The sequence below is a fragment of the Roseibium sp. RKSG952 genome, from assembly GCF_009711355.1.
Genome location: NZ_SMMF01000757.1, coordinates 1 through 7,006 on the forward strand (window position 1 = coordinate 1; position 7,006 = coordinate 7,006).

Here is a 7,006-nt window from a genome sequence, read left to right on the forward strand (position 1 = left end):
AGCCTGACGGCCTGCGTTTAACGTCTTCCCTGTCCTTCAGGGTGGAAAAGACGTTAACTTCGCCTGTCTGGGACTTGGACAGGATTATATTTAGTGGACGCCCGGCAGCCACAACAATCAGTACGGGATCTCGGTGTCGTAGAGATCGCCCGCGTTCAACAGGGCTTCCGGTGTCATGTCTCTCAGGTGATCACCGACCTGCTCATAGGATGGCATATCCGTACTCTTGTTCGTCGCCGCTTCGAGTGTCGCCTTGACCCCGAGGTCTGGAACTTCGGAACTCACTTCGTCCGGCTCGACCCCGAGAGCCTTCCACATCTTGTTGATCGTTTCTTTCGCCTCGATGTCTGGGAACTGGACCATGCTCGTGTCCTGCCCCCGGCGCGTTCGTCCGTTCTCGTGCTCAAGTCCCGTCGGAAGACGCAATGGCAGGCGTTTGCCCTTGAGGAGGGCCTCCATCTCATTTCTGGATGTCTGCATAAGGACCTTCATTGCAACCCGCTCGAGGTGCTCCCGCTCGGATTCGCGGCGGTCCTGAAGTGAACCGAGTTCGACCTCGATCTTGTCCTCCTTGCGTCCGCGCGCGAGCGTTCTCTCCTTAGGCTCGGAAAGGAGTTCGACGTTTGATATGTGTTTGCCGAGGATTTCTCGCAGGATTTCGCGCAAGGCGGCTTCCGGGTCGCCGATATCACCGCGCACGAAGGAATGTCCCGTCTCGTCTTCACAGCGCCAGCGATAGGAGTAGACCGACCACGCCAGACGGCCCTTTGCGGAGCCGTCGATCGGGTTCAGCCCGAGGGAGCGCAAATCGGTCGTGGCTGCTTTTCTGTCCTTGTAGAGGTCGGGGCATGTGGTGGCCGCCAATTCCGCGTCGAGAACCCCATAGCCTCGGCGCATGGCCTCCCATGCGTTGCTCTGGGTTCTCTTGATCGATTGCCTCAGGAAGTCGTCTAGAGTGACGATGTCGTCGACGATCACCTCTTCGGGGATGACCGAAGAGAGTGAGAACCAGATCGGAGCATCGCCCTCGCGGTAAACCGGGCGAAGGCGTCCGAGGAACTGAAGGAGTTCCTCCTCGCGGTACTGGCGCTGGATCATCCGGCCCCATTTGCCCGGAAACATCGGTACCGCCATCTTGACATCGTGACCCGAGCGCATACGGACGGTCTGCACTCCGGCTGGAACCATGAGAGGCTTCCTCTCTCGGCTCAGGCCGGTGCCGAGGTTGTCGTAAGGCTCCTCTGGATCGTCGTCGTCATACGTCAGGGCGGCGACCAGACCGTCGATTGTTCGAATGGGGAGTTCCATGCGCCCGACGGAGATTGCGGCCGCGTGGAACTTGGCAAAATCGAGACCGCGCATCGCGCCGAAATGACACCAGTCGATGTTGTGTGGGCCTTCCCAGTCAAGATTGACCGTGCGTCGCACGAGAATGGAGCCGCCCGCCACCACCCTGCTCCACCCGTAGAGAGCAGAAGTCATCGTCAGAGCCCTGCGGACATCCTGAAGAAGCTTGCCAGAACTCGATTTCTCCTGCTTCGTCGCCGAGGGCGGGGCCACGACGGAGGCGTTCGAATACGTCCGGTCGGCTATGGCGACGATTCTGACGTTCAGGCTCGCCGGAATGTCGTGAACGACGACCTCCTTCCCGGACCAGATCTTGGAAATCATGTCGGGCGCGGCGGATGCGTCGAGGAGGAGAAGCGGACGATCCACCCAGTTAGGGGTTTCACGCCAGGAAATTCTGATCGTATGCCGGGTCTCGCCCTTCGCAGTAATGTCCTCGAGAGGCTGAATCCGGTAGTCCTTGATCTTCTTTTTGGGCGTGTTGGGGGACTCCGCGGCAGGGCCGTATTTGGCGCGGCGCAGGTCGTCCATGATGATCTCGTCGCGGCGCTTCTGCATCCGCTCATAGACGATCTTCCAGAACCTGTATTCCTCGCGAACCTGGGTGCCTGTTGGCTGGGAACAGATTTCCTCGAGTTCCTCCATCGTGATGTCCGGGGTAACCGTGCCGTCGCGTTGGATTGATGCGCCGCAAACGCGCAGCGCGGACTCGACCCACGTGAAGCACACCTGAGCGCCTGTTTGAGGGTCCTTTTCGGTGATCTTGAGGAGAGCCTCGACAGGACATTCCTTCCTCATGAGGGCATCGTTGGCGACCTGGACGGCCATGCGGCGGTCTTCGCCGAACTCTTCTGCGGAAACGCCGTCTGCCTTCTCCTTCTTGGAGAGGCGCGGTGGCTTGCGCGGTGCGTTGAAGGTGTCACTGTCAAGCGTTGCGGTATGAAGGAAGAGGTGGTGAATGCGCTCATCCGCCACAACCGCCCTGACGTGCTGAAGCTCCTCAGGGACATTCAAGGACAGAAAGGCATGCGGCATAAAGACGACGTGACTCCGCTCGATTCGTTTTTTTTGTTTGATTGCTTCACAATCATTGTAATACGGACAGAGAATTTCTTCCTTCATCGGTTTCCCGGTATCGGGATCGATTTCATCGAGCTGCTTTTCCGCCTTGCAGAAGCCAGCCGTGCCGATGCCTGCTTCCATCGCCATAGCTACCTTGTCGGCCATCTGGCAACCAGCCTTGAGCTTGCCTTGATAGATCATCGTCTCGAGGCCGGCGTTCTTCGCGTCCCGGCGTAGTTCGGCGAGCCGGCCGGGAAGATCGTCCTCATGGATAAGGCCGCGGTCTTCCGCCTGCTTGCGCAAATCGTTGTCGGAAAGAGAGGAATCGAGGTTCAGGACTTGAGAGCGATGACGTAGTTCCTCGATGTTGGCGTAGGTCGGGAGCAGGAACAGAATCGGACTGCGCCCCTCGAAGATGATTTCTCCGTCGCTTCCGCGAACTGTATAGTCATCCTTGGTGCGGGGGTCCTCAGCGATGAAGCTGATGCCGCGCGAGGTTTTGCCCGCCCCCGTTGGAGCCTTCAGGATGTGGACGCGGGTGTTGAGGTGCGTTTCGTCATAGACCTCGTCCCAGAAGGTCTTGAACGCCTTCATTAGACCGGACGAAACCGCTTCCGCGGTCGGCCTGCGGTCGCGCTGAATCTCTCGTTCTTCCTTGGCCCCCGGTGCGGGAGGGAGAACCTTGCATTTGATAGGGCTGCGCTGATACCGGGCATGCGGCACGTAGGACGGCGAAGAGGTGTCCACAAATGGCGGCAGGAAGTCGAGGCTATCACCTTCCGTATTACGCGGTTGCGGCGGAATGTGACTATCGGCTGACGGCATGCGGATGAGTTTGCCGTCCTTTTCAGGCGGCAGGAAGTTGCGCCCCTTCAGCTTGCCCGCCTTCAGGCTCCTAGCGGCTGACTTGACCTTGGTCAGACACTCCCGCCTCAGGGAGTTGCCGGTCCATCGACCGCTGAGCACGGCATTCTGACGGAACTCCTCCTCGACGACCTTGGCGAGCATGGGCTGTCCGCTGACGCTGTCGAGGGCGATCTTCCTGTTGGAGGTAACGACGCGCGCACTGAGGGTCGTCAGGTAGGCTTCACGGCCATCACTGACCTTGCCTTCGTCGTTCTCCACCCAGCGGGTATCCGTTCCGCCCGCGCGAAGCCTTGGGATGTAGATACCTTGAGTTTCGTCGAAGACCCACTCCTCCTCCATTTCCTCCATCACCGGGGATCTGTGGAAGGCGCGCAGCACGTCAACGGCTTCGATGAACTCGGCGACCTTTTCGGACGTGACGACGGGGGTGGATTCGGGGCCGAGCATATCCGGCGTACCGTCCAGCCAACGGAAATATCGGCCCGTCACGTGGTGCTTGCCGAAGAAGGTCATCGGCTTGCCCGCAGACAGGACTTCGAGACCTTGGTCGGACTCTCCCGGGTTCTCGGGGGACGGAACGTAAGAGAATTTCGGCGAAACGTTGGGGACCTCGTCATCTTCGTGGTGACGATAAATCAGAGCGATCTTCGGCCAGCGCCCCACCCTTCGGAGCGGCGTCGGGCCGAGGAGGCGCTCCGCGAGTTCCTGAATTTGGGAGCTGAGCGTTTCCTCGACGACGTCGATGTCGATCGCAAAGGTGTTCCCGGACGCGGGACCGAAGACAACGGCTGTGTTGAGCGTCGCGCAATGGCCGCGCCAAAGTTCGAGCGTCTCTCGGGAGGGTCGGCGATCTACGAGTCTGTGCTCTTCTACCCATCTGATGACCTCGCCGTTGACGCGGCCGGGCATGCGTCGCCCGGTGGCCTCCTGCGGGAAGATGCTCCACCCCGCCGCAACCATCTCGCGCGCGTTGGCTGCGAAGATCGTCTCGGCGGGCTTGTACATGTGCTCGAGCGACGAGGCACCGTCGTCTTCGACCACGGGCCGCGCCGCGCCCCCGAAGATGTCGGCCAAATCCCTCAGCGCATCGAAACTCACGCTCGCCCCTTTCTTATGAATCCTTAAGCGCTACCTCACATGTCAAGGATTCCTTGTCAACTGATTTTGGATTCGATATCTTTCGGTTCTCGCCTCCGATTTCGGAGGAAGATAACAGGACACGCCGGATCAATGACGATTGCAAATGACGAGGGGATAACGGTCGGGAACGCTGGCGCGGACAATGGTTCCGCGGCCGGCGAAGGACTCTCCGTGAATTCTTCGGATCACAATGAGGAAACGACCACAAGAAGACCGCCGTCGCTCGAGAAATATCTGTGGGACGCGATTCCGGAGGAGGAGCGGCCCCCGTTCCTGAAGGGTGCCGCTCGGGCGCTTCTCAGGGCCGTTCATCCGGACGAATTCGCCCGTGAGTGGATCAGAAAAAGGAAACGGACGTGACTAATCTTACGCTGGACGAATTGATGGACCTCCTGACACCGAGACCGTCGGAGATGGGATTCAAGGATAAGGATCATCTGGAATACAGGTCGTTTCCCCAGATGCCCATCGAGCTTTGGGAGTGGACAATATCAGTCCTCAAATCCTTTGAGCTGATCATGGTCGTTCAGTCCTCGACCTCCCGCGACGGCCGTCAATACGCGGGCGGGCAGGTATTCGCGCATCCGGACGGTCTTGAGGTTCTGGACTCGGCGGTAGCGAAGATATCCGAAGCGACCTCGAAGCGGGAGACGGAGTAACATGTCGACGTACCAGCCGAAGGGCGGTCTTTGTATCAATGGCGAGAAGGTATCCGAGAGTTACATTCACCTCGATTTTGCGTCCATGACCGTCGTTAGGACTTGTGCGGACAGAATCAGGGCCGTGAAGTGCGCGGCCTATCTGAAACGCGTCGCATGAAACGGGAAAGGCGATCAAGCATGAAGAGAACGGTTTTCTGCGCCTCGTTGGCGGCTTTGCTTCTGTCCGGCTGTGGCCTAACATCGAGGGTTCCGTCCAGCGACACTGCGGTGTCGCCGGAGTGGTCGGACGAATGGGCTGAGTATTCGACGAAGGACGACGGGTCGAACAGTTCGTGGAGCGCTCAGAGCGCGTGGGGAAATCCCCCTAAAGAAAGGAAGGAGGTCGTCGCGGCACTGCTTCCGGACATCGAAGAAACGAAGCCGACCCCGGCTCTTTCGAGACCGAGGTTCTCGTCTTCGGAAGACTTCGTCGATATCCAGGGTGCGCTGAAGGTGGATAGGGGCGCCGAGACGAGAACGCTTAGGCCGTCGGTCGTTGATCCTCCGTCCGTACCGTCTATGCAGCCGGGGTTGGGCAAACTCGTTCGGGCACCACTGGCCGAACCCGTGAAACCCAACGCGCAACCAATTCAACCGGTCCAACTGTCGTCAACCGTCATTAATGCGCAGGAACTTGAGGCGCCGCAATTGACGCAGTTGCCCGCAATAGCAGTGTCAGCTCCTCGTCCGAACTCTGGTTCGACTTCGGTATCTGCTCGTGTAGTAATGCTGTCGCCGGAAGTGCAATTCGCAGACGAGCGCCAGGCCCTCAAGACGAAGGCGGAAGTCGAAACGACCGACCCTCGGGAAGTAATCGAGATGGCTGTGGCAATTGCCCCCAAGCCGGACGAAAGAGTCAGGTCACCTTGGGGAGATCACGTCCTCACACCGGAACTTCGGATGGACCTCGATATCGCGGTTCTGAAGGCGGTGAGTTCGGGATCATCCGCTCATACGGCGTCCGACGGAACAACCAAATTCTGGGTTAAGCGCAAGGGTTTGCGGGGTACTTGTCAGGTATTCGAGGTGACGCGCGGTGGCACCACCTTGAACTCGGCGATCAAGGACCGCGGCGAGGCCGTCTTCTGTGGAAGCTGACGAAAGGAATGTCGATGATCGATATCAATCAAGCAGATCTCGTTAAGCTTTTGACAGTAATCAGGTCAAAGCGGCTTAAGCCCATTAATGGCTCGTTGAACGCGTTTTGCGACGGAACGCCGGAAGCGGTGGGTCTGAGGGACAGGCATGCGGCGGATCTCGCTGACATCGAAAAGGTCGTTCCGATATACGTCTGGGAACAGCTTAAGGTTCTCGAGGACGAAAAACGGTCTGCCGAGGGTGCTGAGGTTGGTGGTCGGGATTCAAAGGACGGTCTGGAACCGGTTCTGCGACGAGTCGCTGAAAATCGCGATAGAGCGCCATATTTCTCGGAGTGGCGCCACCTCAAGTCCGGTCAACTATATGTCGTGAATATGCACGTCATCCAGGAGGCGACGCTCGAGCCGGCGGTCGTCTATTACGGAAAGTTTGCAGATCCGCGCGAAATCTGGTGCCGGACAGCTTTCGAATTCTTCGACGGCCGATTCGTTCGAGAGCAAGGTGAGGTTCGCGAACCGGGTTTGGGAGGGAACCCGTTCTGATCATTGTTCCGTTGAAGATTTATCTGAACTGTGCGCTGGAAACCCTGTTCTTCAGAGCAAGGTAGAGGGCGCCTCCTTTGATTGACAAGGCTACAACAAGGATTCAAGTATCTTCTATTGGGAGACAGCTTTGAAGGACGGTGGCGTGGCGACGAATAGAACCCAAGATGTCGGCGCTGCGCAAAAGCAACTATTTTCACAAGGCATCTCCCGGCAGCCAAATCCTGATATCCAAAGCTCGAAGGATTC

The 7,006-nt window shown here is 58.5% G+C and carries 5 protein-coding genes; 4 read left to right on the forward strand and 1 reads right to left on the reverse strand.

Going from position 1 to position 7,006, the window contains the following annotated elements:
- Positions 1-117: 117 nt before the first annotated feature.
- Positions 118-4,374 carry a bifunctional DNA primase/polymerase gene (locus E1297_RS05685; RefSeq protein ID WP_155135098.1) on the reverse strand — a complete coding sequence of 1,419 codons (4,257 nt, stop codon included), beginning with the start codon at positions 4,372-4,374 and terminating at the stop codon, positions 118-120.
- A 132-nt stretch (positions 4,375-4,506) separates the two neighbouring features.
- Here E1297_RS05685 and E1297_RS05690 point away from each other — a divergent pair, with 132 nt between their 5' ends.
- The 4 genes from E1297_RS05690 to E1297_RS05705 all read left to right on the forward strand — a co-directional run bounded on the left by E1297_RS05690 (position 4,507) and on the right by E1297_RS05705 (position 6,757).
- Positions 4,507-4,776, forward strand: a complete 270-nt coding sequence (locus E1297_RS05690) for a hypothetical protein (RefSeq protein WP_155135101.1) — start codon at positions 4,507-4,509, stop codon at positions 4,774-4,776.
- Positions 4,773-5,075: a hypothetical protein gene (locus E1297_RS05695; protein ID WP_155135104.1), complete on the forward strand. Its 303-nt coding sequence runs from the start codon at positions 4,773-4,775 to the stop codon at positions 5,073-5,075. The genes E1297_RS05690 and E1297_RS05695 overlap by 4 nt, the downstream gene beginning before the upstream one ends.
- A gap of 180 nt (positions 5,076-5,255) precedes the next feature.
- Positions 5,256-6,215: a hypothetical protein gene (locus E1297_RS05700; protein WP_155135107.1), complete on the forward strand. Its 960-nt coding sequence runs from the start codon at positions 5,256-5,258 to the stop codon at positions 6,213-6,215.
- Between the two features lie 14 nt (positions 6,216-6,229).
- On the forward strand, positions 6,230-6,757 hold the full coding sequence (locus E1297_RS05705) for a hypothetical protein (protein WP_155135110.1): 528 nt from the start codon (positions 6,230-6,232) through the stop codon (positions 6,755-6,757).
- Positions 6,758-7,006: the final 249 nt, after the last annotated feature.